Source organism: Paenibacillus hubeiensis (assembly GCF_032334105.1).
In the GTDB taxonomy this organism is placed as follows: domain Bacteria; phylum Bacillota; class Bacilli; order Paenibacillales; family Paenibacillaceae; genus Paenibacillus; species Paenibacillus hubeiensis.
In genome coordinates this window covers 176,062-200,160 of record NZ_JAVYAE020000004.1, presented here as the reverse complement: position 1 = coordinate 200,160, position 24,099 = coordinate 176,062, and the positions used below count along the sequence as shown (strand labels likewise).

The following is a 24,099-nucleotide window of genomic DNA, read 5'->3' as shown; positions in this document are numbered from 1 at the left end:
TTCTCTTCCGATATATCAGATATGCTAGATGGATAGCGTGGGAGAGGAGAACAACAGATGCAGAACCAATGGAAACGTGTGCTTCGATTCGGCATGTCGGGAATGGTTGCAATGGCGCTGCTTACGGGCCAAACGGGCATGGCTGCCGCCCAGTCCACAAGCACCATTCATTTTACGGGTTATTTCGATCAACAACTGCGCGAAAAGCTGGCGATCTCGGCCGACTCTTTTCCTGTTGTGAACGTTCGATGGATCAAACAGGACGAGCCTGACGCGGTTTATTACGATGTCGGTACGTCCATCCTGGTTGCTAAAGATATGGTGTTGACCAACTATCATGTGGTGCAGGATTATGCGGAGCTTCCGAAAGGCGATGAGGCGACGTTATCCATTGCCAGTCCGGCCGATCCGGAACAACCCATCAAAGCGGCCATTATCAAAACCGACCCGGTGACGGATATGGCCCTGCTGAAGTTGGAGAAACCGCTGGATGCACAGCCGGTTACGTTCGCCAATGCCAAAGACAACCAGATCGTTTACACGATCGGTTTTCCGGAAAATCCGGACGGCGATTTGTTGTTGTTAGGAGAGGAGTTTCCTTCCACCTATAACACGATTGCCAAGAGCCGTGTAGCCGATGCAGCCGCAACGGACGTTCCGGGCAAAAAGGGCATCGGCAGCATTGTGAAAGCGATGGCTCAAGGAAATTCCGGCGGCCCGGTGCTTAATCAGAACAACCAGGTTGTCGGGATGATGACCTTTACGTACGGGGGACGCACCTATTACATCACATCAAAAACGCTGCAGTCCTTTATTAACGGCGGCGCATCCGCCACTTCATCCAAACAAACGGTGGTTGTGCAAGGAAAAGTGAACTAAACGATTTCTGATCGATTTGGCGGCACCATATTGAGCTGGTCCGGAAAAGACTCGTTTTTCAAGCCTGTTCCTATGCAGGAGCTTGAAGGCGGGTTTTTTATTTGGCAGCATTATGAGAAGAATAGAAAGCATGAGCGATATCCAGTTTGCCATTTGAACGGATATTTCTTGTGATTTCTGCCCTTGATGGGTATCATTAGGGTGAGGTGACATGACAAACATGGAAAGATTACAAAAAATTATTGCACAGGCAGGAATTGCATCCCGCCGCAAAAGCGAGGAACTGATCCTGTCCGGCAAGGTTGAAGTTAACGGGGAGGTCGTAACCGAACTGGGTACGAAAGCGAACCCCGACGAGGATATTATCACGGTAAACGGCAAACCGATCCGCAGCGAGAAGAAAGTGTACTTGCTGATGAACAAACCGAAAGGCGTCATTACAAGCGCATCCGATCCGGAGGGCCGCAAAATCGTATCCGATTATCTCAAAGGTGTGAAGGAACGGGTCTATCCTGTAGGCCGTCTGGATTACGATACCGAAGGGCTGCTGATCCTGACCAATGACGGTGAGTTTGCCCACTTGCTGACGCATCCGAAGCACCATGTTCCCAAAACGTACCTCGCTACGGTGAAAGGTGTGCCGCACGGCAGCGAATTGGAGAAATTAAGGGACGGCATCATGCTCGAAGACGGGATGACCGCACCTGCTGAAGTGGAATACAAGGATGTGGACCCGAATGGCAAAGAGGCTGTCATTTCGATTACGATCTACGAAGGCCGTAACCGTCAGGTCAGACGTATGTTCGAAGCGATCAACCATCCGGTGACCCGGCTGAAGCGGATTGCGTTTGGCGGCATTTTGCTGCAAAACCTGAAGAGAGGGCTCACGCGTCCGCTTACCAAAGAAGAGGTGAACAACCTGATCCAGCTCGCCAAATCGGAACCAGCCAAAAAAATGAAAAAAAGGTAAACGAAGGACACACAAAATTCATAAAACCGCCGCGGATTTGTGACGAAATTCGTTATAATTGTTCATAGGATGTTCACAGAAATATCGATGAACAGGAAAAAGCATGGGAAGAACCAGTCATTCAAAAGGGGAGCGGCACATGGGGAAATCAAGAAGAACGGTGCAAATCGTCATTTTGTTATTGATCCTGGTGTTGGGCGGATACGCCATTTCCACGTCCGTATCCGGCTCGAACGGCAAGCCGAGAGAAGGAGACAAGGCTCCTTCTTTTGAATTGCTGGGCCTGGATGGTCAGGTACATGCGTCCGATGAGTATGAAGGGAAGGCCTTGGTCATTAATTTCTGGGGAACTTGGTGCGAGCCTTGCGTCAAAGAAATGCCTGCCCTTCAAGCTCAAGCGGACAAATGGAAAGACAAAGGCGTTCAATTCATCGGCATTAATGCTGGCGAGGATCGGATGACCGTTGAAAATTTCGTGCAGCAGCTTGGCATTACATTCCCGATTATGCTCGACCGCGACAAAACTTCGATCCGGAATTATGGCATATCGCCGATGCCAACCACGTTTTTTGTATCGAATACGGGCAAAATCTCGACCATTCACATCGGTCAGCTTGATCTGAACACGCTTGACGCGAAAATTTCGCAACTGGCCAATCAGCCCTGACAGGAGGTCTAGTCGTGTTCCAAAATACGAAATGCGAATGCGGACACCAGAATCCGACCGGCACCGTGTTGTGCGAAGCATGCGGAAAGCCGCTGCTGGAGGCGGAAGCCCAATCGAACGAAGTGCTCGAGATGCGTTATGACGGCATGGCGAGACGTTCACAACGAAAGAATCCCAATATCATCGATCGCGTTTGGAACTTTTTTTCATCCGTCAAGATCGCCGTGTATTTGATCGTGCTCACGCTGCTCGGCTCGATGCTGGGAACGATTTATCCTCAGGAAAGCACTTTTCTTAATATCGATCCTTCCGTGTATTACAAAGAAACCTACGGGCAATTGGGGCATGTTTATTATTTGCTGGGGTTATCCCATACATATGAGTCATGGTGGTTCATTCTGCTGCTTGTCATGATCGGTGCTTCGCTGGTTATATGCAGCCTTGACCGGGTCCTTCCGCTGTACAAGGCACTGAACAAGCAAAAAATACGTAAACATATGCAGTTTCTGACGAGGCAACGACTCACCTACCAAGGCCACATTGATGAGGCTGCCGAAGATTGGATTACGAAAGCGGTTACGCCGCTGAAAAAGAAAGGATATCGCGTACACACCGAAGGCGGTGCATTGCTTGCCGAGAAGCAGCGATTCAGCCGATGGGGACCTTATGTCATTCATATCGGCTTGATCATTTTTTTGCTGGCCGTGCTTGCGCGAGGTTTGCCTGGTCTGAATCTGGACGAGCATGTCGCTTTTCCGGAAGGGGAGATCCGAAAAATCCCCAATACGTCCATGTACTTGAAGAACGAGAAGTTTACGGTGGAATTTTACGACGAGAACGAGGTGCCGGAGCAGTTCCGCAACTTGAACAAAACCGTGCCGAAACTGTTTGAAACCAAAGCGGTCTTGTACGAATGTACGGCCGATTGTTCCGATTTAACCAAGGAACCCCGGCTCGTCGAGGTTGCGAGGCATGATATCAGGGTGAATGACCCTTTGAATTACAAGGGCTTGAAGGCATATCAATTCGATTATGATTTAACCCCGACCCTTCGTTCGGTTACCCCGGAGCTGGTCAGCGCATCGACAGGTGAAAAGTTCGGCTCGATTAAGCTGGATATGGTGGATACACAGCAACAATTTGAAGCTGGGCCGTATACGATCGAGGTCAGGAAAAAATTTATGGATTTCGCGCTTGACGAGCAGGGCGAGCCGATATCCAAATCACCATCGCCGAATGCACCCGCTTTTTTATTGCACATTGCGGGCCCGGAGCTCCCGGATGACGGCATCCAGTATTTGTATTTTCCAAAACAGATCGACCAGCAGCGGTTTCAACAGGACGAAATCAACAAACAGCTTGTCGGTGGAGAGGTGCCGCTGCGGCTGGAAGTGGACAGCATGGACAACGTTGACATCATCCCATCGATAAGCTACTTGAACATTCGTGTCGACAAAGCAATGCCCTTCGTTTGGGTCGGGGCCGCAATTATTATGCTTGGTTTGATTATGGGATTTTATTGGAACCACCGCCGCATATGGATACGCATCGACGACGGCCGGCTTACGCTCGGGGGACACACGAATAAAAACTGGTTCGGTTTCCGGCGTGAAGTTGCTGCCATTTTACAGCATATGAATCTGGAGGCGCACGAAAAGTCGTTGGATAACGGGGGGAATCGGGCATGAGCTTATTGGATTTCAGCAGCGATGCATTTATCGTATCCTTTTTTCTGTATTGTGCAGCGTTTTTGTTATATGCCGTCGCCGTAATGGGCAAGAAATGGAGCAATCGCGAACCCGAAAAGCATGTTGCGCAGTGGGGCAAAAGGGCTTTCGTTGCTTCCATCGTTGCACTGATCGCCCACTTGGCATTTTTTGCGACCCGCTGGATGGGAGCGGGACATATTCCCGTCAGCAACATGTACGAGTTCATGAGCTTTCTCTCCATGATGATCATGGTTGCGTTCATCGTCGTCTATGCGATTTACCGCAAATCTTTGCTTGGTTTGTTCGCTTTGCCGCTGACCATCCTCATCATGGCCTATGCCGCCGTGTTTCCGCAGGAGGTGCAGCCGCTGATTCCTGCGCTGCAGTCGATCTGGCTGAAAATTCATGTAACGCTGGCTGCGCTCGGCGAGGCATTTTTCGCCGTCGGTTTCGCCGCCGGCTTCATGTATTTGCTGCGCACCGTAGATTTCAGCGGCAAAGACAAAAACTCGCGCCGCCAGCGCGGCTGGGTCGAGTTCACGATGGTCACCATCGTCGTTGTGATTGGTTTTATCGGCGTGGTTTTCGCATTTCGCGGTGCGGGATATGAAGCAGTATTCGTGCAAAAGCCTGCTGCCATTGACACAGAGGTACAGGAAAATAGTACAATAGATAAAGTGATTTATCGCATGCCCCCCATTTTTGGACCATACAATAGTGAAGTGGAGAGCATGAAACCGTTTCTCGGCATGAAGCAACCGCTGCTGGAGACACCATCCTGGATGAACGGGGTCAATGCGGGACGCAAACTAAACACCGTAGTTTGGTCCATCATCGTTGGCCTGATTCTCTACGGCATCATCCGACTGATTGTAAGAAGGCCGTTAGGACAAGCTTTGCAACCGCTGCTGGACGGCATCGATGCGGACGATCTGGACGAGATCAGCTATCGGGCCATCGCGATCGGTTTTCCGATTTTCACACTTGGGGCATTGATCTTCGCGATGATCTGGGCACAGATTGCCTGGAGCCGGTTTTGGGGGTGGGATCCCAAAGAGGTATGGGCGCTCATTACATGGCTATACTATAGCGCTTATCTGCATTTGCGTTTATCCCGCGGATGGCAGGGGCGGAAATCGGCATGGCTTGCAGTACTGGGATTTTTGGTCGTCATGTTTACGCTGGTCGGCGTGAACTTGATTATTGCCGGCCTTCATTCCTACGCTGGAGCGGACTAGGACGAAAAGTCGGGCGTTTGCTCTACGTTCCGGCAAGAAACGATGGAATACACATGCGGCTCCTGCGTTCAATCGGGGCATTCAAATATTGTTCGCAAAGTCGAACATAATAGAAGTGGATAAGCAGTTATTGCAAAGGGGCTGGATTTTGGAATGGCAGAACATGAGAACCGCATTCTGGTCGTGGATGACGAAGAGCGAATCCGCAGACTGTTAAAGATGTATCTTGAAAAAGAAGGATATGAAATCGATGAAGCCGAGGATGGGGAAACGGCGCTGCGAAAAGCGACTTCAGGGGAATATGGGTTGATTTTGTTGGACGTCATGCTGCCAGGCATGGATGGTGTGGAAGTATGCACCCGTTTGCGACAGGTCAAGTCGACCCCTGTCTTGATGCTTACGGCCAAGGGAGAAGAGATTAACCGGGTACAGGGCTTTGAGGTCGGAGCCGATGATTATGTCGTTAAACCGTTTAGCCCGCGTGAAGTCATTTACCGGGTAAAAGCGATCCTGCGACGCTCTTCCGCGACGGCTTACCTGTCCAAAGAAAGCAATTCCAGCAACAATATCGTCTTCCCTCATCTGGTCATCGAACACGATGCACATCGCGTGACAGCCGGCGGGGAAGAGATCAGTCTGACGCCGAAAGAATACGAATTGTTGCATTATCTGGCAACATCGCCCGACAAGGTATTCTCCAGAGAAGAACTGCTTAAAGATGTTTGGAATTACGAATTTTTCGGTGATCTTCGTACCGTCGATACACATGTCAAGCGCTTGCGCGAGAAATTGAACAAAGTATCGCCGGAGTCGGCAGCGATGATTACGACCGTTTGGGGTGTCGGGTATAAACTGGAAGTTCCGAAGTAGTTTCGCTTTCTGGAGGTCACTGGTCGGGAAGCTGTGGCTAACCATTATTAGCCTTGTGGGTTGTGTACTTATTGCGTTAGGTCTTTTTTTGCTGCCTTATATCGATACCAATTTTGCGGAATCCGAGTCGCGTGACATCAAACGTCTGTTTACTTATGTCTGCATCATCGGATTCAGCTTGACGACATTTTTTGCGCTCTTTTTGTTTACGAAAATCACGCAGCCGATGCAGCAGCTGATTCAGGCGGCCAATGCCATTCGAAAGGGAAACTATGGCACGCGTTTGTCTCTGGTTACAAGCGACGAAATCGGAGAGCTCGCCAACACGTTCAATCACATGGCGGCACAATTGGAAGACAACATTCGCAACCTGAATCATGAAAAGGAGCATTTGGCCAGCGTCCTGAGGAGCATGACGGATGCAGTCGTGACATTTGACGGCGAAGGCAAGATTATATTGACCAACCCGCCTGGAGAGAAGATTATGCAGGCGTGGGAGTCGCTGGACTGGGCCGGAGAAGAGGAGGCAGGCGAACCGGCACATAGGGGCGCTTCATCCCGGGATGTTCCCGAGCCGTTGATCCCTTTGTTCAAAAAAGTGATGGAAGATGGCGAGGATCAGAGTTCGAACGTTCATGTCCAGCAGGGCGTCTGGTCCGTGCAGATGGCTCCGCTGTACGAGGACAGCGTGGTTCGAGGAGCGGTTGCCGTACTTAGGGACGTTACCGAGGAAGTCAGGATGGAAAAGATGCGCCGCGATTTTGTCGCGAACGTGTCTCACGAAATCCGTACTCCTTTATCCATGATGCAAGGGTATAGTGAGGCTTTGTTAGACGGGATGGCGGCTTCGCCGGAAGAAAGCGAAGAACTGATCCAAGTTATCCACGACGAATCGCTGCGTATGGGCAGATTGGTCAAGGATCTCTTGGATCTGGCCCGCATGGATGCGGGACACACCGATATGGCCATGAGGGAAATCAATCTGGTCGAGTTATTGGAACGGATATACCGCAAGTTTTCGGTACGTGCAAAGGAACAGGGGATTCAGCTTCATTTGCGCTGCGAGCAGCCTGTCATCACGCTTTACGAGGCGGACGAAGATCGGTTGGAGCAAGTGTTCACCAATCTGCTCGACAATGCCTTTCGCCACACGCCTTCGGGCAAAAATGTATACATTGAGGCTGGCGGACTGACAGACAATCGTACCAAATCAGCCAAGATTGTCATTCGCGACGAAGGAGCCGGCATACCGCCATCGGATGTCCCGTTTATATTTGAGCGGTTTTACAAGGCGGACAAAGCGCGTGTACGCGGCGAAAGCGTAGGGACGGGGCTTGGCCTCGCCATCGTGAAGAATATCGTCGATGCCCATCAAGGCTCGATTACCGTCAACAGCGCGCTTGGGAAAGGAACCGAGTTTATTCTGCTTGTTTGAATTCCCGAAAGAACTGCAAAATTCGGTAGAATCCCTACCTATGAGCAGTCTTTATACAATAAATGCGAAAACACCCTCTCTTCCAGGGGTGTTTTTTTGTTGAACGCTACCGTTTAATCTTGTTCAACGTGGAACACAAAAAAGAGTCGAACCTTTGAAGGGTCGACTCTTTTCCTAAAAATACAATATGAATGACTACTCCAACACAATCTCTACCGCCGTATTCAATTCCGGCAGTGCAGTCAGCTGGACGAGCACCTCTTTCGGCACTTCCTTGTCGACCGTCAGAATCATGATGGCCTCGCCGCCGATGATTTGGCGTCCAACCTGCATGGAGGCGATATTCACATCATTTTGACCAAGCAGTGTGCCGACACGTCCGATAATCCCAGGCTTATCGTTATGCGAAATAAGGATTTGATGGCTTTCCGGAGCGATATCTACCGGGAATTTGTCCAAACGGACAATGCGTTCTCCGTAGCCTGCGAGCAAGGTGCCTGCCACGCGCCGCTCTTGTGCATCCTGGGTCGTTACGAGCGTTACCGTGATCAGGTTTGTGAAACCTTTGGTTTTCGACGTTTGGCTTACGACGACGTTAAGATCGCGCGTTTTAGCCAAATGCATGGAATTGACGATGTTGGCTTCCGGTCCGAGATGTCTTGCAAGCACGCCTTTGACAATGTAGCGAGTTAGAGGAGAGATGTCCACCTCTGCCAAATCGCCGGCATATTCGACGCGAATTTCCTGAACGGCTTGCTGCGTGATTTGAGCGGCGAAGCTGCCAAGGGTCTCGCCAAGTTTGAAGTATGGCTGCAATTTGTTCATGACGGATGGAGCCACGGCTGGCATGTTTACCGCATTTTTAAACGGCTCGTTGCGCAAAATATGCAAAACCTGCTCCGAAACGTCAATCGCTACGTTTTCTTGGGCCTCAACGGTCGAAGCTCCCAAATGCGGTGTCACGATGATGTTTGGATGGTTCAGAAACGGGTGGTCTGCAGCTGGCGGTTCCACTTCAAAGACGTCGAATGCCGCACCGGCTACGATGCCTTGATCGATCGCTTCAACCAGCGCCATTTCATCAATGACTCCGCCACGGGCACAGTTGATCACGCGCATTCCTTTTTTCATGACTTCAAATTGTGGTCTGGAAATCATGTGGCGGGTTTCCGGCGTCAACGGCGTATGAACCGTCATGAAATCCGCATTGCGGATAATGTCATCCACGCTTGCCAGCTTGACTTGAAGTTTCTCCGCGCGTTCTTCAGTCAGGAACGGATCATAAGCAAGAATATCCATGCCGAACGCTTTGGCGCGTTTGGCCACCTCGCTGCCGATTCTTCCCATTCCCAGCACGCCGAGCGTTTTGTTGCGCAATTCGACGCCAAGGAAGGTTTTGCGATCCCATGTACCTTGTATCGTTTTGGCATAGGCCTGCGGGATATGGCGTGCCAAAGCCATCATCATTGCGAATGTGTGTTCACAGGTTGTGATGGTATTGCCGTCAGGTGCATTAATCACGATGATTCCGCGTTGAGTTGCGGCTTGAAGGTCGATATTGTCGACGCCAACGCCGGCACGTCCGATCACCTTGAGATTCGAGCCTGCTTCCATGATGCGTTCCGTTACACGCGTCTGGCTGCGAACGAGGAGAGCGTCATATTCGCCAATGATGGCAACCAGCTCGTCTTCGCTAAGCCCGGTCTTTTTCTCAACTACCACATCATTTGCTTCCACCAGCTGCTGAATTCCCAGATCGCTGATCGGGTCTGATACTAACACTTTGTACATGGTTTCTTCCTCCTTGAAATGGTTATCTATGATCGTCAAGGTCCAGTCCCTATCAAAAAGGTCTTTTCCTTAAAACCGGATGGATTCTTCCGCTCGACAACGCGGTGTCGCAGTAGAGAAGGCGGGTATAGAAAATAGGATGGTGACCATACCTGCTATTCTTCATGCGAAATCAAAAAAACTCCCAATCCACATACTGCTTGCGCAATAAGGGACGAGAGTTATTCGTGGTACCACCCTAATTCACCGTCGCTTCGCAACGACAGTCTTAGCGGTCATATAGACCGAAGAGGTTAACGGGTCTTAACCGGCTGCACCTACTCCAATTTCAACGCAGCAACTCAGGAGCGCTCAAGAACATTTGCCTGCCACCGATTTGCACCAACCATCGGCTCTCTGAATGTACAATGCAATGTCTTTTTTCCATCATCGTGTTTGGCTTGACTAATTTTTTCATAATGTATCATGGCTGACATGAGCATGTCAATAGGCTTGAACATTTTCATGGAGATGCGGATATTGTCGATGTAACAAGGATTAGAAACCATGATAAGACATTATTCGAACAATAAAATAAGGGTTTGTTTTTTTGGGGAAGTGAAAATGGATGAGCCATCGTTCTTTTTGGCCGAAAATCCCGAAAAACCGGGACTTGAGGCAGGTCTTGAATCGAATTGTTTTTTTGGATATCATTTAGTATACTATCCAGTTGGGCAAACATGGTTTGTTACGACAAATATGAAATCAAAAGGACATGCATCCAGGATGAAAAAGCCGAAGTTTCGCAAATTCAAGTTTCAAAAAGTGCAGCCGCAGCAGCTCACCGAACGTTTGCTCTTGGTGAATCTGTATTTTACGCAAGGTTTGACATTGGTTATCGGGGTCATCTGGGTTTTGTTGCAAAAAAGAAACTTGCTGGAAGTGCTGGCTTTGCCTGAACAAATCCATTTTGTCTGGTGGGGGCTTGGTTTGGCCGGCGTGATGCTTGTGATGGATCTTGTGCTTTCCTATGTCATTCCACAGGAAAGCATGGACGACGGCGGAATCAATGAGATGCTTTTCAAACATCGCCCGGTGTGGCACATCATATGCATCGCGGCCATCGTCGCGATATGTGAAGAATTGTTGTTTCGTGGTGCAATCCAGCATGCGATCGGGCCTTATTGGACCAGCATCGTTTTTGCAGTGATCCACATTCGCTATTTACGCCATTGGATTCCAACGGGATGGGTATTTGTTTCGAGCTATGGGTTGGGATACATCTACATACAATCCGGAACCCTGTGGGCACCGATCTTGTGTCATTTTGTCATTGATCTGGTGTCCGGTCTAGCCATACGTTTTCGGAGGGGATCATGAATCAGCAGTTAAGCAGAATAAAGACATATGGCAGTCAGCGTACTCGCCAATCGGAGAAAAGCAAGTCGCAAGATCGCTTGCTCGAGCCTCACGAGGTGGTCTCTGTCGTCGAAACAGCCGTGATCGCTGAGGAAGCAGGCCAAGTGCAATTGACTTCCATATCCGTGCCGAGATCAAAGCGCAAGGCGCTTGCCTCTTCTTTGGAAAGCCCTGTGCTTCCAAGTCGAATTCCTGCTCGTTCCAAAAAAACAAAACAAGCGAACGGGGATGAGGAGTCGACGGTTGTCGCTGAAGAGCTGCCGACGCGTACCCAGTTGCATCCGTCCAGACGTTTACGTTTCAGCAAACGTTTTGTCAACTCGCTCATTTTTATCTTTGTGATGTTGACCATCAGCTTGGTATGGTGGGGGATTAAGGGGGCACCTGCGCCAAGCACGTTCTTGCCTTGGTGGCCTTCATAATGGCATTTTCCTGTTTTTATGCAGAATGAGTTGGCGTCTTCACGCAAACAATACTCTTGCTTTTACAAAATGAGGAGGTTGGTTTGATGAAGGCGTCATCCTTTTTATTTGGAGTGGTCATTGGAGCTGTGGCTAGTTCCTGGCTGGCCAAGGGCAAAATCCCGATGTTTTCCTCCGGTTCTTCCCGCATGATGGATCAGGCCAAGCACAAAATGATGGAAATGACGTTCCCCGGCATGGATGGGTTCAGTGCCAAACAGAACGGGCACCACGACTCTGATCGGAATTCGGCGAAAAAAGCCGCCAGAACCGTATCTCCGAAAGAAAAAGAAGAGAACATGGGCATGCTCATGGATTTCATACGAACAAATCCGGATGTCAAACGTGAAGTAGAGCAGATCTTGAGCCAAACCAACACGACAATTCCCGGATTATAATCGTAAATTCGGATTGGGAATCAACCACAGCTTTATTTTTGTGGATTGATTCTTTTTTTGTCGATTTTACTTCGTGCAATTGAAGGCATAAAATGATAACATGTCTACATAGATTTATTTTCAGCACATATTGTTTGGTGCTTCATAATCTGTTATAAGACTTGCTTATAAAGGGGAGATCCTGTATGAAAATAGAACGTTTAAGTCACGATAAGATACGGATTTTCCTGACCTTTGACGATCTGAGCGAGCGCGGAATACAAAAAGAAGATATGTGGCAGGAAATACCCAAGGTTCATGAACTGTTCACCGAGATGATGGATCAGGCCTATTCCGAGCTTGGATTCGATGCTACAGGTCCGCTTGCCGTTGAAGTGTTTGCACTTCCCGCTCAAGGCATGGTTGTCATTGTGACCCGTGGGAAATACGATCCGCAGCAATATGGCTCAGGTCATGAAGATGATCTGCCTGAGGAAGTATACGAAATGGAAGTTACTCTGGAGCAGAGCGATTCCATCGTGTATGCGTTCAAAGATTTCGAGGTGCTGATCGAAGCGGCTCATATGCTTCGTGAGCATGTTACGAATGCAGGAAGACTATACTCTTATAAGGATCGCTGGTTCCTGCATTTTGAACCAGACGAAGTTGATTCGAATAAACATGCGGCATTGATCGCGCTGCTCGCCGAATTCGGCGAAGGCTCTTCCGTTACTCCGGCAGTGATGGAAGAATACGGAAAAGTGGTCATGCCTGAGCAGGCCATTGAAGTGATCTGCACGCATTTTAAACGTCAGGATTAAGTTCCAGTTGTATACGCGTCTTAGTCAGGGGAGGGAATTTCGGTGCTTTTGTTTTCGGTTTTAGCGGCAGCAGTAGCTCCGGGTCTCGCCTTGTTAACATATTTTTATTTGAAAGATCGTTATGATTCCGAGCCGCTTCATATGGTGCTGCGCGTGTTCATCATGGGGGTCCTGATGGTACTGCCCGTCATGATTATCCAGCGAGGCATGATGATGTGGCTCGGCGAAAACCCTTACCTTGAAGCTATCGTCATTTCAGGCGGGGTCGAAGAATTCGTCAAATGGTTTGTGATTTACCATATTATTTATAACCATACCGAATTCGACGAGCCTTATGACGGCATTTTGTATTCCGTGGCAGTTTCGCTTGGGTTTGCTACGGTAGAGAACGTGTTATACGCTTTTGCGGGCAACGCCTCCGTATCCGTCATGTTCCTTAGAGCATTGCTGCCGGTATCGGGGCATGCGATGTTCGCGGTCATTATGGGGTATTACCTGGGCAGGGCCAAGTTCACGCCAGACAGGAAACGCTGGTTTCTTGCACTATCCCTGATCCTTCCATTCTTTTGGCATTCGCTGTACGACGTCATCATGAACACGATGGTGAACAATTGGTTATGGTTCATTGCACCGTTGATGGCAGGGTTGTGGTACGGGGCCATTGGCAAGATTACGCGGGCAAACAACCGCTCACCTTTCCGTTATTTGAAGCGGGAGGAAGAGGTTAAATTGTGAATATTTGGACACACTGGTGGCATGGAACGCTTAACGCGTTACGGAGCCTCGGTGTGTTTTTTAATGCCCGGGAGTTTGAAAGAGTGGAAACGGAGAGTCAAAAGTCATGAGGATCAAAATCAAAATCAGATGCCAACGGTGCGGAGAGCGATTCACGTTAAGGGGCAAGAGGGAGCGGGGGAAAATCGAGACGGGATTCAAGCAATGCCTCTGCGACAACCGCGATCAATTCGAAATTGAAGAGGTTGGTGACAGTTCTCTGGCCTAGTACTGGAATTCGATGCATAAGAGCCCTTTCTTCGATCCACAATATAGACAGTGGTCCAGAAGAAAGGAGACTATACCGATGTATAAACGTCTAAGCTCAGTCATGTTCCCGGTATGCGCGATCCTGTTGATCGGTGCCCTGGTGTGGGGCTACCAAGAGAATCAGGAAAAAAACGCGATACTGATCAAAGCGGAAAACCAGTATCAGCGCGCTTTTCACGATCTGTCTTTTCATATGGACAAGCTGCATTCCGAGATCGGCAATACGTTAGCGGTTCATTCGACCTCGCATGGAATGCATCGCAAAGGCTTGATGAACGTATGGAGGCTTACGAGCGAAGCGCAGAATGAGATCAACCAGCTTCCTTTGACCATGCTGCCGTTCAATCAAACCGAAGACTTTCTGTCCCGCATTTCGAATTTTGCCTACAAGACATCCATGAGGGACTTATCGAAAGAGCCGCTGTCGGAGAAAGAAATCGGGAATTTGAAACGATTGTATGAAAATTCATCCGAGATCACAAAAAATTTGCAAGACGTTCAACAAAAAGTCATCTCGAACCGGTTGCGCTGGATGGACGCTGAAACCGCCATGGCCACGGAGGAAAAAGCGATGGACAACACCATCGTGGATGGCTTCCGTACCGTTGACAAAAAAGTTGGTGAGTACCCTGAACTGGATTGGGGACCATCGGTGGCCAGCATCTATTCCAAACGCACGGTAAAAAAACTGAGCGGTCCGCCCATGACCAAAGAACAAATCAAAGAAAAGGCTGCCAAGTTTGCCGACGCGGACGCCAGCAAGGTTCAAGTTCAAGAAAACGGCAAAGGGACGGAATGGGAATCTTACACCGCCACGGTCGAACACGCCAAAGACAAAAGGGTAACTATGGACTTCACCCGTAATGGCGGGCTGCTGATTTCATATAATGACACCCGTCCGGTGGGAACGAAAAAGATTTCACGCCAGGAGGCCGTGGCGAAGGCAGAGCGCTTCCTCACCAATAAAGGATACAAAAATATGAAGGCCGTGAACTATGACGAATTCGGAAACATGGGAAATTTGACATTTGTGCGCCAGGACGGGGACACGTTGATCTATCCTGAGAAGATGGCCGTTCGCGTAGGTCTCGACAACGGTGATGTGACCGGTTTCCAGGCTAGCGATTTCGTGTATGAGCACAATGACAAGCGCCAGATTCCCAAAGCCAGCATGACCGCAAAACAGACGCGCGAAAAGCTGAATCCGGATTTCAAGGTCAATTACGCCCGTAAAGCGTTGATCAAAAACGATGACGGCAAGGAAGTATTGTGCTACGAATACGGCGGCCGGATCAATGGCTCCAAGTACCGCATTTACTTAAATGCCGATAACGGTGTTGAAGAAGCGATCGAACAAATCAAACCTATTAACGCTGCAACGCGTTGAATTGAGTATAAGACAAAATGACAGGCCTTTTCGGGCCTGTTTTTTTGTTGTCCAATGTGAGAAGCATCATGGTATAATACTTTCGTACATACGAAGATTATAAGGCTAAGGTGGCGGTGACAGCTTGTATCCCAAAATCAATGAAGTTCTATATATTCAGATTGCGTCTGCAGACGAGAAAGAAGCCGGCAAGGAATTCAAATCCCGCATCGCCGACGAAGACCAGAACAGTTTTTTGATCGAGGTCCCGATGCAGCAGGGTAGCAGCCGACTGAAAAGGCTCTATTTTGGCGAAGAGTTGTCGATTTATTACATGAATGAAGAAGGCGTGCGGCATTTTTTCAATACTTACGTAACCGGCTTTGAGGAAGACGTCGTCCGATTGGTAAGAATTCGCAAGCCGCAAGCGGACGATATTACCAAAATCCAGCGTCGCAGCTTCTTGCGTGTTCGCGCCAGCCTTGAAATCGCCATCCAGGCAGAGGATTTGAACCGGGCGGTGGCCCTTACTGATGACATTGGCGGGGGCGGTCTATCCATTTTTGGCGAATCCGGGTTCTCCATTTCGGAAGGACAGAAGCTGAATTGCTGGCTGCTCATCCCTTACCGCAATTCCACGATCGAACACGTCCCGTTCGAAGCCGAGGTGGTTCGGATCAAAACGCTGGAAAGCGGGAGGCTGCTGCACATGCTCAAATTCACCCAGATCACGGATTCCGAACGGCAGAAAATCATTAAATTTTGCTTTGAGCGGCAGCTTGAGTATCGAACCAAATAAAGCTTCTGCGTGTTTCGCGCGTTGGAATAAAAAGGAGTTCCGCCGGGCAACGTAAAAGAAAAACGGGGGATTAGCCTTGGAACGAGACCATACATCTCATCGCCGTGTAAGGCTGTATTGCGAACTGTCGGACCGATTGGAAAAAGGGGCACTTAAACTGATCGGCATACTTGTGGTACTTCTCGTCGCGTATCAATTGCTGATGCAGGTGCCTTGGTTGAATAAGTACCTGACCCCGATCGGCCGTATGGAGGGCACGCCCGTCCGCATGCAGGATCCAGCCGAGGTTCAAGGCCATTGAACTTGCCTGTTTTTGCATCCATGTGCATAGTGTGGTATAATTTTCACGATGCAGGCAATGCCTGTGTTTTTTAAATATCAGACAAGAAACAAGCCCGAGCGCTTATGCTTGCTGATATTGCAAGATAAACTGCCGCTAATCGCGGTCCGGCTTCAGCAAAATGCATTATTTTGGCGTTTTTTGAAGCTTATCGTTTGAGGAGGAATGCCCCGTTGGCAAGCCAGAACACATCAGAGAACGGGAAGATGAACGTTGCGATTGACGGACCTGCTGGTGCCGGTAAAAGCACCGTAGCCCGCTTGGTCGCAGAAACGCTAGCGTATGTTTACGTCGATACCGGCGCAATGTACCGTGCGGTAACTCTGCACATGCTGCGGCATGACATCATGCCGGACAACGTGCCGGAGGTACTTCGGGAAGCCCGCGAGCTGAGCATTGATTTACAACCGGACCCCTCCGGACAGAAAGTGTTCTGTAATGGGGAAGATGTAACGATGGAAATCCGCTCTCGTGAAGTAACGGGAATCGTGTCCCGATATGCGCAAATCGAGGGGCTGCGTGCACAACTCGTGGATACCCAGCGGCAAATGGCTTTGCGCAAGGGCGTCGTTATGGATGGACGCGATATCGGAACAACGGTGCTGCCGGATGCAGAAGTGAAGATTTTCATGACCGCAAGCGTACAGGAGCGAGCTCTTCGGCGCTTCAAGGAGCTGGACCCTTCAGATGGATTGACATTGCAGCAACTGGAACAAGATATTGCCACCCGTGACAAACTGGATGCAGAGCGGGAAATTTCGCCGCTTCGTTGTGCCGAGGACGCCATAGTTCTGGATACAACCGAAATGAGCATCCGTGAAGTGGTTGACAAAATTGTTGCTTATTGCACAATGGCCAGAGGAGAGGTAGGTCTATGATTTACACCTTTGCAAAAACGGTTCTGCGGATCCTGTACGCCATCATGTTTCGGCTGGAAGCAGTCGGACGGGAAAACATTCCCCGCGAAGGCGGCGTATTATTATGCTCCAACCATATCAGCAATTTCGATCCGCCGACCGTAGGGATCATGATCCATCGTCAAGTGCGTTTTATGGCCAAAAGCGAGCTGTTTGACATCCCGGTCTTAGGTAAAGTCATTCGGGCGGTTGGCGCTTTTCCCGTCAAGCGCGGGGGCGTTAGCAAAGAGTCCATCAAAACGTCGCTGAATATTTTGCGCGATGGTGAAGTGTTGGGGATTTTTCCTTCGGGCAGTCGTCACAATGACGGCGGGATCGGAAAAAAGGGAGCAGCAAGTTTTGCTCTCCGGAGTGGCGCAACGGTCATTCCGGCTGCTATTATTGGCAATTATAAATTATTTCGTAAGATGAAAGTGGTGTATGGAGCACCTGTCGATTTGGAAGAATTCAAGGACGACCAAGCCGGCGATGCGCTGGAAAGGGCGACCGAGAAAATCATGTCCAAAATCAACGAGATGGTGCGGACAGGCAAGCCGAGCCAATAAAGGTCTGCTTGGAACGACTGAATGCATGATTTCAGGGGGCTGAGGGAAGCTAAGCCTGAACGTTCAGTGCTGAAAGTGTTTTGAACTCTGCCAAGGCAGGTTTGAATATAATGGGGTTTTTGAATTGAGGAGGGTATTTGACATGTCGGAAGAAATCAAGAATCAAGAAGCAACCCAAGATGAGTTGGATCAATTCGTTTCCTTGAAAAAAGGAGATACGGTTAAAGGAACCATCGTCAAATTGGAAGATAACCAAGCTTATGTGAGCATTGGATATAAATATGACGGTATCATTCCAATCCGCGAATTGTCTTCCTTGCATGTGGGCAGCGCATCCGAAGCCGTTGAAGTAGGACAAGAAGTTGAAGCTAAAGTTCTTAGCATCGACGACGAGAAAGAAAAGCTCGTACTGTCCAAACGCGCGATCGACAGCGAAAATGCTTGGGATCAACTGCAGAAGCACTTTGAAGATCAGGATGTATTCGAAATTGTTGTGGCTGACGTCGTTAAAGGCGGACTGGTTGCTGACGTGGGCGTTCGCGGTTTCATCCCGGCTTCCATGGTTGAGCGTCACTTCGTTGAAGATTTCAGCGATTACAAAGGACGCACGCTGCGCGTTAAAGTCAAAGAACTTGACCGCGAAAACAACAAAGTGATCCTGTCCCAAAAGGATGTGCTTGAAGCTGAATTCGAAGCTAACAAAGCACAAGTTATGGCAAGCCTGCAAGAAGGCCAAGTCATCGAAGGTACTGTGCAGCGCCTGACTCAATTTGGTGCATTTGTTGACGTTGGCGGCGTAGACGGTCTGGTTCACGTTTCCGAGCTGGCTTGGACTCATGTGGACAAACCATCCGACGTTCTTTCCGAAGGCGACAAAGTGACCGTAAAAGTGCTGAAAGTTGATCCGGAAAAAGGCAAAATCAGCTTGAGCATCAAAGCGGCGCAACCAGGACCTTGGGAAACTGCCGGCGACAAATTCAACGCTAGCGACATCGTAACTGGTGTGGTTAAACGTTTGGTTGATTTCGGTGCTTTCGTTGAGATTGCTCCAGGTGTTGAAGGACTTGTGCATATTTCGCAAATCTCCCACAAACACATCGGAACACCGCATGAAGTACTGAAAGAAGGTCAGGAAGTTCAAGTCAAAATTTTGGAAATGAACCCTGCCGAACAACGTGTAAGCTTGAGCATCAAAGAAACGGAAGAAGCTCCTGCTCCAGCGCCAAAAGCAGAAAGACCTGCGAAAAACAGCGCACCGCGTGAAGAAATCAACAACCCGAACGTTTCCTTGAGCAATCAAGGCATGAGCACTACGCTTGGCGAACTGTTCGGCGACAAACTCAGCAAATTCAAATAAGCTTTAATCAATGCATGGTTCTTAGTTTATACTGCATATTTTGCTGAACAATAAAGCAAGATCGGCGAGCCCGCTAGGGTTCGCCGATTGTCGTTATATAAAAAAACAACGTACTGAAATTCGCATCATGGAAGGCGAGGGGACTTCCGATAACCGTGGATTCCCTTACTGAAAAACCATTAGCCGAGGCATTTTTCCTTCAGATACAATGTGATGAAAAGTTAGCCAAGACATGCGTTTTTTGCTATGATGGGTATCGAAGTATGGACAAGAGGAGTGGAATGTATGGCAAGACCCGTTGTGGCGATTGTCGGTCGGCCGAACGTGGGCAAATCCACGATTTTTAATCGGATCATCGGCGACAGGTTGGCCATTGTGGAAGACAAGCCGGGAATTACCCGTGACCGTATTTACGGCATCGGGGAATGGAACGGCAAACCATTCAGCATTATCGATACAGGTGGTATCGAAATTGATGGTGAGGACGTTATTATTAAGTCCATCCGGATGCAGGCAGAGCTCGCCATTGAAGAAGCGGATGTTATCGTATTCATGTGTGATGCGAAAACCGGCGTGACCCAAGCCGATGAGGAAGTTGCGCAAATGCTGTACCGCTCGGGCAAACCCATCGTTGTAGCCGTCAACAAAGTAGATAATATCGGGCGAAGCGAGCTGATTTATGAATTTTATTCATTCGGTTTCGGCGACCCTATCGGAGTATCCGGCAGCCACGGTACAGGTATTGGCGATTTGCTGGATGCCATCGTGGAGAATTTGCCCGAACTGGAGGACGATCAATACGACGACGACGTCATTCGCGTAGCCTTGATCGGACGTCCGAACGTTGGGAAATCTTCGCTTGTTAATGCCATCCTGGGTGAAGAACGGGTCATTGTCAGTGACGTTGCCGGCACGACACGCGATGCCATCGATACTCCTTTTGAAAAAGATGGGCAGCGCTATGTGTTGATCGATACGGCAGGTATGCGCAAACGCGGCAAAGTGTACGAGACCACGGAAAAATACAGCGTGATGCGCGCCATGCGCGCCATTGAGCGTGCGGATGTCGTTCTTGTGGTCATCAACGGCGAGGAAGGCATCATCGAGCAAGACAAGCATATAGCCGGTTATGCATTCGAAGCCGGTAAGGCTTCCCTCTTCGTTGTCAACAAATGGGATGTCGTGGACAAAACCGATAAAACCATGCATGAATTCGAGAAAAAGATTCGGGATCATTTCCTCTTCATGACGTATGCTCCCGTGGTATTTTTGTCAGCCAAAACAAAACAACGCTTACAAAAATTGCTGCCGGTTGTGCAGCATGTAGCGCAACAGCACGCTATGCGTGTACAAACGCATCTGCTTAACGACGTCGTATCCGATGCAGTTGCCATCAATCCGCCGCCTACGGACAAAGGACGCCGCATGAGAATCAACTATGTGACGCAGGTTGCCGTCAAACCGCCGACCATGGTTATTTTCGTGAACGATCCGGAATTGATGCACTTCTCGTATGAGCGCTACCTCGAAAACAAAATCCGCGGCGCGTTCGACTTTGAAGGCACGCCAATCCGCATATTTACTCGGAGGAAGTCCGACGAAAGTTAGGGGAGAAGTTTGTGATCTTACAAATCGCAGCGATTGTCCTGAGTTATTTGCTAGGTTCAATCAGCTTTAGTGTCCTGCTGGCAAAAGCAATCCGGGGCATTGACATTCGGCAGCACGGAAGCGGCAATGCGGGTGCAACCAATACACTTCGCATCTTGGGCAAAGGCCCGGCCATTCTTGTACTGTTGCTGGACGTGGTCAAAGGGATTGTGGCTGTATGGCTTGGGATATGGCTTGGAAACGGTTCGGAGTGGACGCCTGCATTTGCAGGTATCGCAGCAATTGCTGGGCATAATTGGCCTCTCTATTTCCGTTTTCGTGGCGGGAAAGGCATTGCCACGGCGATCGGTGTATTGGCGACATTGGCCTTTCCACCCGCATTGTGCGCGGGAATCATTGCGATCCTTTCCATCGTATTCACGCGTTACGTATCGCTCGGCTCGCTCATTTTCGTGGCGTTGACTCCGATTTTCATTCTGGTATTCCCCGGGTACTCCATGACGATGTTCTGGGGCAGCCTGATTATTTGCCTTTTCGCCTTCTGGAGGCATCGTACGAATATTGTCAAGCTGGCGAAGGGACAAGAAAACAAATTGGGATCGAAAAACGCCGGAGGAGGGAAACGCGTTGTCTAAAAAAGTTGCCGTTCTCGTAGCAGGCAGCTGGGGAACCGCGCTTGCCAGCGTTTTGGCAGCCAACCAGTTGAATGTGGTCATGTGGACGCGCAGCGAGGAACACGCTGCCGAAATTAACGATACGCATGTGAATTCACGCTATTTGCCTGGCGCACAGCTCCCGCCGAACATTCGGGCGACGACAATTATGGCAGAGGCTGTCGAAGGTGCATCCGCGGTGTTGATCGTAGCTCCGTCTTCAGCAATGCGCTCGGTGACCCACCAACTTAAGGCATATTATCGACCCGAAATGTTAATTATACATGCAACCAAAGGCTTTGAGACCGAGTCGCTGAAACGCATGTCCACGGTCATCGCCGAGGAACTGGAATGCGAGGAAGGAAACATTGTCGTACTGTCAGGGCCAAGCCATGCCGAGGAAGTGGTGAAGCGTTGCCCTACAACGGTCGTTGTTGCCTCCCTGAATCAGAAAGCGGCTGAAGCTGCCCAGGCGTTGTTCATGAACTCGTTTTTCCGCGTGTATACGAATCGGGATATGCTTGGCGTGGAGCTTGCCGGGGCTTTCAAAAACATCATCGCTCTTGGCGCAGGCATGTCCGACGGACTGGAGTTTGGCGATAACGCCAAAGCCGCTCTTCTTACGCGCGGACTCGCCGAAATTACGAGAATCGGCGTTGAAATGGGAGCCAATCCGCTGACCTTCTCCGGCTTGGCGGGTGTTGGCGACCTTGTCGTCACGGCCACGAGCCAACATAGCCGGAATTGGCGAGCTGGCTCGCTGCTGGGTCAGGGCAAAAAGCTGGATGACGTGCTCGGCTCAATGGGCATGGTTGTCGAAGGGATTCGAACCACAAAGGCCGCCTATTTTATTTCCGAAAAGTACGGCGTGCAAATGCCGATTGCCGATCAGCTGTACCATGTTCTGTTCCAAGGACGGGAGCCCCGCGATGCGGTTGAGGCATTGATGGGAAGGGATCCCAAAACGGAGATGGAGAGCATGAAACTCGAAACGTGGGAGCAATGGCATTCCTGATGGATCTGAATAAGACAAGGGGGCCGCGGACTGCGTAGTGGAAGCTTATTCACCCTTTACCTGGTGGACTCATATAATGCACATGAGTATTGCCGGAGGAGGGGAGACGAATGAGCAACATTTCCAAGGATGCACTGAAAGCGATCAATAAAAAAACGGGCAAAACGATTACGGAAGGTGCCGTCAAGAAACTGGCAAGCACGGTTAAACCAACCACGATGCAGAATGAGGCCCAGCTTCGCCAATTGATCAAGCAAGTATCCGCCATGGCCAAGGTTCCGGTATCGGAAGATACGGTGAAGGAGATCGTGAGTGCAGTCAAAAAGAGCGGACTAAACCCAAGCAACATGGAAGCTTTGATGAAGATGATGATGAAAAAACAATAAATCGATTCTGCGTACGCGGATCGTTTTACGAGACAAAACAGGCCGGATCATTCCGGTTTGTTTTTTTGTCTTTTTTTTGGAAAGATGAGCGATGTTTCATGATATAATGTGTGCAATTGTCACTTTCAGTGATGAATGACGGATCGAAGGGGAGACGCTGAACATGAGCGCAATGGACAAGATGTGGCTGTCATTGGTGGCCATTCTAATTATGGGCTTGTCGGTTTTCCTGATTACTTTTGCAAGGGCCAAAACCAAGGGCATTGTACGGGGCATACTGTCGTTAATCGCGTTTCTGGTCATGCTGATTGGGTTTATCGGTGGAATGGCTGCCTTGATTTGACGGGCATGCCTGACATGCCCGGCATTGCATCCGCATACGCACATCATGGGAGTTGGCACAATGAATACGGATGAAGAAGGGAAGGCTGACGGATGGGAGCACATGAAACGGAGGGTCTAACGACTCGATATCCTGATCTGCACGCCGCTTTGCTGGAAACGGCCGCGGCTTGGATCAACCAACCGTACACCTGGTTGTTAGGAGGCAGCTGCGGGTTGCTGTTGCAAGAAGTAGAGCTGAATCAGGCTCCAAGGGATATTGATATTTATGCGGATATTGCCGCAGCAAAACAACTTCATGGCGTGGCGCCTGGACGGAAATTGGACGAACCTGCTGTGGATACAACGGGACCCTACGCTTCCCTGTTAAGCCATTATCAAGTCGGAGCGTGCGCAATGGAGCTGGTCGGCGGATTTGAGATGTGGTCACGCAACAATTGGTATCGAACCGAAATCGAACGTGTACTTGCATTCCATGCGCCGTCCGTTCGGTTGGGCTCGCATCATGTTCATTTGATGCCCCTTGCGCACGAATTGCTGTTCAACCTGCTTCGAGGCCGGGCCGATCGGTATGAACCGATAGCCCAAGCGATTCGAAAACAACCGCAAAAGCACCAGCCGCTGCTGGATGAGCTCGGCAAGCAAAATGTGTGGACAAACCTTTTTCGGGAGCAGGTGCAGGAGCTTGTTGGTTTTTCATGGAGCATTTAAGGGGGAGACATATGGATCAGACGGTTACTTTTCTGCCTCAAAACAAAAGCATTCGGGTCAGATCCGGCACGAACCTGCTAAGTGCGGCGCGACGTGCAGGCATAAAAATAACGACTCGTTGTGACGGCAAAGCCGCATGCTTGATGTGCAAAGTGAGGGTAGATGCAGAACAGCTCAAGGGGCTTGAGCCTCCGGCTGATGCAGAGAAGCGAAAATTAGGAATGCTGCTGGAACAGGGAACGCGTTTGGCATGTCAGGCAAAAGTGAGACATGATGTAAAAGTACATGTACCTGAAGATCCGCTGAAGGCAGCGATCCGCAAACAATTGGAACGGCAAAGGCAAGAAGACGATTGGTTGTAAACGTCTCACTTAATGAAGAGGGGCATACACGAAGCCAT

The 24,099-nt window shown here is 49.7% G+C and carries 26 protein-coding genes and 1 other annotated feature; of the genes, 25 read left to right on the top strand and 1 reads right to left on the bottom strand.

Annotated features, from left to right (window positions below):
• Positions 1 to 57: 57 nt before the first annotated feature.
• The 7 genes from RSX24_RS14215 to RSX24_RS14185 all read left to right on the top strand — a co-directional run bounded on the left by RSX24_RS14215 (position 58) and on the right by RSX24_RS14185 (position 7,768).
• Positions 58 to 879, top strand: a complete 822-nt coding sequence (locus RSX24_RS14215) for a S1 family peptidase (protein ID WP_343260968.1) — start codon at positions 58 to 60, stop codon at positions 877 to 879.
• A 220-nt stretch (positions 880 to 1,099) separates the two neighbouring features.
• Positions 1,100 to 1,849: a pseudouridine synthase gene (locus RSX24_RS14210; protein ID WP_236419861.1), complete on the top strand. Its 750-nt coding sequence runs from the start codon at positions 1,100 to 1,102 to the stop codon at positions 1,847 to 1,849.
• Between the two features lie 139 nt (positions 1,850 to 1,988).
• Positions 1,989 to 2,516, top strand: a complete 528-nt coding sequence (locus RSX24_RS14205; RefSeq protein ID WP_236419859.1) for a redoxin domain-containing protein — start codon at positions 1,989 to 1,991, stop codon at positions 2,514 to 2,516.
• A 14-nt stretch (positions 2,517 to 2,530) separates the two neighbouring features.
• A complete protein-coding gene (gene resB, locus RSX24_RS14200) occupies positions 2,531 to 4,204 on the top strand; it encodes a cytochrome c biogenesis protein ResB (RefSeq protein ID WP_236419857.1) in 1,674 nt (557 codons plus the stop codon).
• The gene (gene ccsA, locus RSX24_RS14195; protein WP_236419855.1) at positions 4,201 to 5,463 is read left to right on the top strand and encodes a cytochrome c biogenesis protein CcsA; all 1,263 of its coding nucleotides are present in this window, start codon (positions 4,201 to 4,203) and stop codon (positions 5,461 to 5,463) included. Before resB ends, ccsA begins: the two co-directional genes overlap by 4 nt.
• Before the next feature lie 153 nt (positions 5,464 to 5,616).
• The gene (locus RSX24_RS14190) at positions 5,617 to 6,333 is read left to right on the top strand and encodes a response regulator transcription factor (RefSeq protein WP_236419853.1); all 717 of its coding nucleotides are present in this window, start codon (positions 5,617 to 5,619) and stop codon (positions 6,331 to 6,333) included.
• A gap of 55 nt (positions 6,334 to 6,388) precedes the next feature.
• Complete coding sequence (locus tag RSX24_RS14185; RefSeq protein WP_343260967.1) at positions 6,389 to 7,768, top strand: ATP-binding protein; 1,380 nt, start codon at positions 6,389 to 6,391, stop codon at positions 7,766 to 7,768.
• 195 nt (positions 7,769 to 7,963) lie between these two features.
• Here RSX24_RS14185 and serA read toward each other — a convergent pair whose 3' ends face one another.
• Entirely contained in the window at positions 7,964 to 9,559 is a 1,596-nt protein-coding gene (serA, locus tag RSX24_RS14180; RefSeq protein ID WP_236419852.1) for a phosphoglycerate dehydrogenase, read from the bottom strand.
• A 207-nt stretch (positions 9,560 to 9,766) separates the two neighbouring features.
• Positions 9,767 to 9,998, bottom strand: a binding site (T-box leader).
• A gap of 326 nt (positions 9,999 to 10,324) precedes the next feature.
• Between serA and RSX24_RS14175 the strand changes: the two genes are divergently transcribed.
• From RSX24_RS14175 to RSX24_RS14090, 18 genes are all read left to right on the top strand, one after another.
• A complete protein-coding gene (locus RSX24_RS14175) occupies positions 10,325 to 10,918 on the top strand; it encodes a type II CAAX endopeptidase family protein (protein ID WP_236419850.1) in 594 nt (197 codons plus the stop codon).
• Positions 10,915 to 11,379 (top strand): hypothetical protein, encoded by a 465-nt coding sequence (locus RSX24_RS14170; RefSeq protein WP_236419848.1) that lies wholly within the window; start codon positions 10,915 to 10,917, stop codon positions 11,377 to 11,379. The genes RSX24_RS14175 and RSX24_RS14170 overlap by 4 nt, the downstream gene beginning before the upstream one ends.
• 86 nt (positions 11,380 to 11,465) lie before the next feature.
• Positions 11,466 to 11,816: a hypothetical protein gene (locus RSX24_RS14165; protein ID WP_236419846.1), complete on the top strand. Its 351-nt coding sequence runs from the start codon at positions 11,466 to 11,468 to the stop codon at positions 11,814 to 11,816.
• A 185-nt stretch (positions 11,817 to 12,001) separates the two neighbouring features.
• A complete protein-coding gene (locus tag RSX24_RS14160; protein WP_339273274.1) occupies positions 12,002 to 12,616 on the top strand; it encodes a genetic competence negative regulator in 615 nt (204 codons plus the stop codon).
• A gap of 42 nt (positions 12,617 to 12,658) precedes the next feature.
• Positions 12,659 to 13,351: a glutamic-type intramembrane protease PrsW gene (prsW, locus tag RSX24_RS14155; RefSeq protein ID WP_236419842.1), complete on the top strand. Its 693-nt coding sequence runs from the start codon at positions 12,659 to 12,661 to the stop codon at positions 13,349 to 13,351.
• A gap of 346 nt (positions 13,352 to 13,697) precedes the next feature.
• Positions 13,698 to 15,047 (top strand): germination protein YpeB, encoded by a 1,350-nt coding sequence (gene ypeB, locus RSX24_RS14150; RefSeq protein WP_236419840.1) that lies wholly within the window; start codon positions 13,698 to 13,700, stop codon positions 15,045 to 15,047.
• Between the two features lie 124 nt (positions 15,048 to 15,171).
• Positions 15,172 to 15,825 carry a flagellar brake protein gene (locus RSX24_RS14145; protein WP_236419838.1) on the top strand — a complete coding sequence of 218 codons (654 nt, stop codon included), beginning with the start codon at positions 15,172 to 15,174 and terminating at the stop codon, positions 15,823 to 15,825.
• Between the two features lie 76 nt (positions 15,826 to 15,901).
• On the top strand, positions 15,902 to 16,126 hold the full coding sequence (locus tag RSX24_RS14140) for a hypothetical protein (RefSeq protein WP_343260966.1): 225 nt from the start codon (positions 15,902 to 15,904) through the stop codon (positions 16,124 to 16,126).
• Between the two features lie 212 nt (positions 16,127 to 16,338).
• Positions 16,339 to 17,043: a (d)CMP kinase gene (gene cmk / locus RSX24_RS14135; protein WP_236419835.1), complete on the top strand. Its 705-nt coding sequence runs from the start codon at positions 16,339 to 16,341 to the stop codon at positions 17,041 to 17,043.
• On the top strand, positions 17,040 to 17,627 hold the full coding sequence (locus RSX24_RS14130) for a lysophospholipid acyltransferase family protein (protein ID WP_236419833.1): 588 nt from the start codon (positions 17,040 to 17,042) through the stop codon (positions 17,625 to 17,627). The genes cmk and RSX24_RS14130 overlap by 4 nt, the downstream gene beginning before the upstream one ends.
• 142 nt (positions 17,628 to 17,769) lie before the next feature.
• Positions 17,770 to 18,984, top strand: coding sequence for a 30S ribosomal protein S1 (rpsA, locus tag RSX24_RS14125; RefSeq protein ID WP_236419831.1), 1,215 nt, complete (start codon positions 17,770 to 17,772; stop codon positions 18,982 to 18,984).
• Positions 18,985 to 19,269: 285 nt separating this feature from the next.
• Positions 19,270 to 20,592, top strand: a complete 1,323-nt coding sequence (gene der / locus RSX24_RS14120) for a ribosome biogenesis GTPase Der (RefSeq protein WP_236419829.1) — start codon at positions 19,270 to 19,272, stop codon at positions 20,590 to 20,592.
• An 11-nt stretch (positions 20,593 to 20,603) separates the two neighbouring features.
• On the top strand, positions 20,604 to 21,227 hold the full coding sequence (gene plsY / locus RSX24_RS14115) for a glycerol-3-phosphate 1-O-acyltransferase PlsY (RefSeq protein WP_343260965.1): 624 nt from the start codon (positions 20,604 to 20,606) through the stop codon (positions 21,225 to 21,227).
• Complete coding sequence (locus RSX24_RS14110; RefSeq protein WP_343260964.1) at positions 21,220 to 22,260, top strand: NAD(P)H-dependent glycerol-3-phosphate dehydrogenase; 1,041 nt, start codon at positions 21,220 to 21,222, stop codon at positions 22,258 to 22,260. Before plsY ends, RSX24_RS14110 begins: the two co-directional genes overlap by 8 nt.
• Positions 22,261 to 22,370: 110 nt before the next feature.
• Positions 22,371 to 22,646 carry a stage VI sporulation protein F gene (locus RSX24_RS14105; protein ID WP_236419824.1) on the top strand — a complete coding sequence of 92 codons (276 nt, stop codon included), beginning with the start codon at positions 22,371 to 22,373 and terminating at the stop codon, positions 22,644 to 22,646.
• A gap of 163 nt (positions 22,647 to 22,809) precedes the next feature.
• A complete protein-coding gene (locus RSX24_RS14100) occupies positions 22,810 to 22,989 on the top strand; it encodes a DUF2768 family protein (protein ID WP_343260963.1) in 180 nt (59 codons plus the stop codon).
• Positions 22,990 to 23,081: 92 nt separating this feature from the next.
• Positions 23,082 to 23,699, top strand: coding sequence for a hypothetical protein (locus RSX24_RS14095; RefSeq protein ID WP_343260962.1), 618 nt, complete (start codon positions 23,082 to 23,084; stop codon positions 23,697 to 23,699).
• Between the two features lie 11 nt (positions 23,700 to 23,710).
• A complete protein-coding gene (locus tag RSX24_RS14090) occupies positions 23,711 to 24,061 on the top strand; it encodes a 2Fe-2S iron-sulfur cluster-binding protein (RefSeq protein WP_343260961.1) in 351 nt (116 codons plus the stop codon).
• Positions 24,062 to 24,099: the final 38 nt, after the last annotated feature.

Bases quoted from the DNA above. Each gene is read 5' to 3' on its own strand.
- RSX24_RS14215 (WP_343260968.1), top strand. From the start codon at position 58: ATGCAGAACCAATGGAAACGTGTGCTTCGATTCGGCATGTCGGGAATG.
- RSX24_RS14210 (WP_236419861.1), top strand. From the start codon at position 1,100: ATGGAAAGATTACAAAAAATTATTGCACAGGCAGGAATTGCATCCCGC.
- RSX24_RS14205 (WP_236419859.1), top strand. From the start codon at position 1,989: ATGGGGAAATCAAGAAGAACGGTGCAAATCGTCATTTTGTTATTGATC.
- ccsA (WP_236419855.1), top strand. From the start codon at position 4,201: ATGAGCTTATTGGATTTCAGCAGCGATGCATTTATCGTATCCTTTTTT.
- RSX24_RS14190 (WP_236419853.1), top strand. From the start codon at position 5,617: ATGGCAGAACATGAGAACCGCATTCTGGTCGTGGATGACGAAGAGCGA.
- serA (WP_236419852.1), bottom strand. From the start codon at position 9,559: ATGTACAAAGTGTTAGTATCAGACCCGATCAGCGATCTGGGAATTCAG.
- RSX24_RS14175 (WP_236419850.1), top strand. From the start codon at position 10,325: ATGAAAAAGCCGAAGTTTCGCAAATTCAAGTTTCAAAAAGTGCAGCCG.
- RSX24_RS14170 (WP_236419848.1), top strand. From the start codon at position 10,915: ATGAATCAGCAGTTAAGCAGAATAAAGACATATGGCAGTCAGCGTACT.
- RSX24_RS14165 (WP_236419846.1), top strand. From the start codon at position 11,466: ATGAAGGCGTCATCCTTTTTATTTGGAGTGGTCATTGGAGCTGTGGCT.
- RSX24_RS14160 (WP_339273274.1), top strand. From the start codon at position 12,002: ATGAAAATAGAACGTTTAAGTCACGATAAGATACGGATTTTCCTGACC.
- ypeB (WP_236419840.1), top strand. From the start codon at position 13,698: ATGTATAAACGTCTAAGCTCAGTCATGTTCCCGGTATGCGCGATCCTG.
- RSX24_RS14130 (WP_236419833.1), top strand. From the start codon at position 17,040: ATGATTTACACCTTTGCAAAAACGGTTCTGCGGATCCTGTACGCCATC.
- rpsA (WP_236419831.1), top strand. From the start codon at position 17,770: ATGTCGGAAGAAATCAAGAATCAAGAAGCAACCCAAGATGAGTTGGAT.
- der (WP_236419829.1), top strand. From the start codon at position 19,270: ATGGCAAGACCCGTTGTGGCGATTGTCGGTCGGCCGAACGTGGGCAAA.
- RSX24_RS14105 (WP_236419824.1), top strand. From the start codon at position 22,371: ATGAGCAACATTTCCAAGGATGCACTGAAAGCGATCAATAAAAAAACG.
- RSX24_RS14100 (WP_343260963.1), top strand. From the start codon at position 22,810: ATGAGCGCAATGGACAAGATGTGGCTGTCATTGGTGGCCATTCTAATT.
- RSX24_RS14095 (WP_343260962.1), top strand. From the start codon at position 23,082: ATGGGAGCACATGAAACGGAGGGTCTAACGACTCGATATCCTGATCTG.
- RSX24_RS14090 (WP_343260961.1), top strand. From the start codon at position 23,711: ATGGATCAGACGGTTACTTTTCTGCCTCAAAACAAAAGCATTCGGGTC.